The sequence below is a fragment of the Paraburkholderia sp. RL18-101-BIB-B genome (genome assembly GCF_046026985.1).
Classification (GTDB): domain Bacteria; phylum Pseudomonadota; class Gammaproteobacteria; order Burkholderiales; family Burkholderiaceae; genus Paraburkholderia.
The window spans coordinates 1-2,038 of sequence record NZ_JARESV010000139.1 but is presented as its reverse complement, the minus strand read 5'-3'; the positions used below and the strand labels follow the sequence as shown (position 1 = coordinate 2,038).

At 61.4% G+C, this 2,038-nt stretch carries 2 protein-coding genes; both read left to right on the top strand.

Translation table 11 applies throughout. The annotated features are described in order from the left end of the window. Positions 1-22 precede the first annotated feature (22 nt). A complete protein-coding gene (gene tnpB, locus P0D73_RS46290; protein WP_408320361.1) occupies positions 23-367 on the top strand; it encodes an IS66 family insertion sequence element accessory protein TnpB in 345 nt (114 codons plus the stop codon). A 30-nt stretch (positions 368-397) separates the two neighbouring features. Beyond that, positions 398-1,966, top strand: a complete 1,569-nt coding sequence (gene tnpC, locus P0D73_RS46285; protein WP_408436429.1) for an IS66 family transposase — start codon at positions 398-400, stop codon at positions 1,964-1,966. Positions 1,967-2,038: the final 72 nt, after the last annotated feature.

The window sequence follows — 2,038 nt, the reverse complement described above, 5'->3', positions numbered from 1 at the left end:
CCGTGCTGGGTAGTCTGCGATCATGATGTCTCTGCCGGTTGGTACGCGCATCTGGATCGCTGCAGGCGTGACCGATATGCGATGTGGGTTCCAGGGACTGGCCGCAAAGGTACAAACGGCGCTTGAAGAGAATCCGCTGGGAGGCAACGTCTACATCTTCCGGGGCCGCCGGGGCGACCTCGTAAAAATCCTCTGGGCAACGGAGGACGGAATCTGGCTTCTCGCGAAGCGGCTTGAGCGGGGCCGTTTTATCTGGCCCCAGGCCGACGGCGGGAAGGTCCATCTGAGTTCAGCACAACTGTCGATGCTTCTCGAGGGCATCGATTGGCGACAGCCCCGTCGTACCGCCGCGTTATCGATGTTGTAAACCGCGCCGCGGACTCGTAAACTACGGCGTATGTCGAACGGCGCCGATCTTCCAGACGATGTCGAATTGTTGAAGGCCTTGCTGGTCGAGGCCCGTAGTCTGCTTGCTGAACGCGATGTCGAGATCGAGCAGCTTAAGGCACAGATCGACAAACTTCGGCGCATGCAGTTCGGCCGCAAGTCCGAGCAGTTGCAGCGGCAGATCGAGACCCTCGAGACCCAACTCGAGGATCTGGCCGCCGGACGCGGCGTTGCAGACATGGAGCGTGCGCAAGCTCGAGGCGCAAACGCTTCCTCCTCCAATGCAACGACGGACGAAGCGGCTTCGAGGCAAGCACTGGCTGCGCACCTCGCGCGTGAGGATCATGTGCGCGAGCCCGAATCGAGTTGCCCGGACTGCGGTCAACAGATGCAGGTGCTCGGTGAGGACGTGTCTGAGCAACTCGCCCGGGTCGCAGCGGCGTTCAAGGTCGTTCGCACGATCCGGCGCAAATTCGTTTGCCCATGCTGCAGCACCATCAGGCAGCCGCCGATGCCCGGCCTTCCGATCGAGCGGAGCATCGCCCATCCAAGCTTGCTGGCGGATATCCTCGTTTCGAAATACGCAGACCACCAGCCGTTGTATCGGCAATCGGCGATCGCGGCGCGCGACGGCGTGATGCTCGACCGGGCCAGCATGGGTCGCTGGGTCGGTCAATGCGAAGCGTTGTGCGCGCCGCTGATTGAAGCGCTGCGCCGCTATACGGTGTCGGCCGCCAAGCTGCATGCGGACGACACGCCGATCCCGGTGCTCTCACCGGGCAACAGGAAGACCCGCACCGGTCGGCTATGGGTCTATGTGCGCGACGATCGTCGCTCGGGGTCGACGCAACCCGCTGCGGTATGGTTCGCATACTCGCCGAACAGACAGGGCATCCACCCTCAGACTCATCTCGCCGGCTTCAGGGGGACCCTGCAAGCGGACGCTTACGCGGGCTTCGATGAGCTGTTCCTGGGTGGCTCCGTACTGGAAGCGGCATGTCATGCTCACGCGAGGAGAAAGTTCTACGACATCCACGTGCGCACGCCGTCCGACACGACGCAAAAAGCACTTGAATACATTGGCGCGCTATACGACATCGAGGCCTCCATTCGCGGCAAGCCCGCGGCCGAACGGCTACGAATACGGCAGGAGAAAGCCAGGCCACTGCTTCAAATCTATGAAGCGTGGCTCAAGGCCAAGCTCGAAACGTTGTCGTCGAAGTCCGACACTGCCAAGGCGATCAACTACTCGCTTAACCAGTGGCGCGCTCTGACGCTATATTGTGAAGACGGCACGCTCGAGATCGACAATAACATCGCGGAAAACGCGTTGCGTTGTGTAAGCCTGGGGCGGAAGAATTTCCTGTTTGCCGGTTCCGACAGCGGCGGTGAACGGGCCGCCGCAATGTACGCGCTGATCGGGACTTGCGCACTGAACGACATCGATCCGCGCGCCTATCTGGACTATGTGCTCACTCACATCGCTGACCATAAAATCAATCGCATCGACGAGCTTCTGCCGTGGCGCGTGGCCGACAAGCTGCACACGCCAGCCAGTCCGCCGACACCTGCTACCTGACAGTCCAAGTCCAGATCACCATCATGCCTCACGTGCACGCGCGTGGACGAACGGCCCACGTGAGCCGCTTAC

Coding starts and splice junctions, on each gene's coding strand:
- tnpC (WP_408436429.1), top strand. CDS start 398: ATGTCGAACGGCGCCGATCTTCCAGACGATGTCGAATTGTTGAAGGCC.
- tnpB (WP_408320361.1), top strand. CDS start 23: ATGATGTCTCTGCCGGTTGGTACGCGCATCTGGATCGCTGCAGGCGTG.